The organism is Pseudoalteromonas sp. 2CM41L (genome assembly GCF_023161905.1).
GTDB classification, from domain to species: domain Bacteria; phylum Pseudomonadota; class Gammaproteobacteria; order Enterobacterales; family Alteromonadaceae; genus Pseudoalteromonas; species Pseudoalteromonas atlantica.
Genome location: NZ_JALNTN010000043.1, coordinates 1 through 586 on the forward strand (window position 1 = coordinate 1; position 586 = coordinate 586).

A 586-nucleotide genomic window follows, 5' to 3' on the forward strand; every position below is an offset into this window, starting at 1 on the left:
TGATCGTAACAACGGTGCCCTCTGGCTCGCCCGTGGCAGACCCTGAAATAGTCGGTGTGGTGTCGTTTGTATCACCCACCGGGTCAATTATTACTGTGGGCGCTGCGGTATCAACCTCACCTGTGGTCGTTGCTGTGGTTTCATTACCTGCGTTATCAGTTACCGATACCTCAACGGTAAATTCACCTTCACTTAGCTCATTCGGTACATCCACACTAAAGGTGCCGTCGGCTTGCACTTCGGTAGTAATGGTTTGTGGGTTACCCGCTTCATCCGTCACGGTGATCGTAACAACGGTGCCCTCAGGCTCACCCGTTGCAGACCCTGAAATAGTCGGTGTGGTGTCGTTAGTATCACCCACGGGATCTATTATTACTGTAGGCGCTGCGGTATCTACTTCACCTGTGGTGGTTGCTGTGGTTTCATTACCTGCGTTATCAGTTACCGATACCTCAACGGTAAATTCACCTTCACTTAGCTCATTCGGTACATCCACACTAAAGGTGCCGTCGGCTTGCACTTCGGTAGTAATGGTTTGTGGGTTACCCGCTTCATCCGTCACGGTGATCGTAACAACGGTGCCCTC

1 protein-coding gene is annotated in these 586 nt (G+C 51.4%); it reads right to left on the minus strand.

What is annotated here, in order from left to right; all coding sequences use genetic code 11:
- Positions 1-586, minus strand: a 586-nt coding sequence (locus MTF64_RS19840) for an Ig-like domain-containing protein (protein ID WP_248452444.1), incomplete at both ends; no start/stop codon positions are given.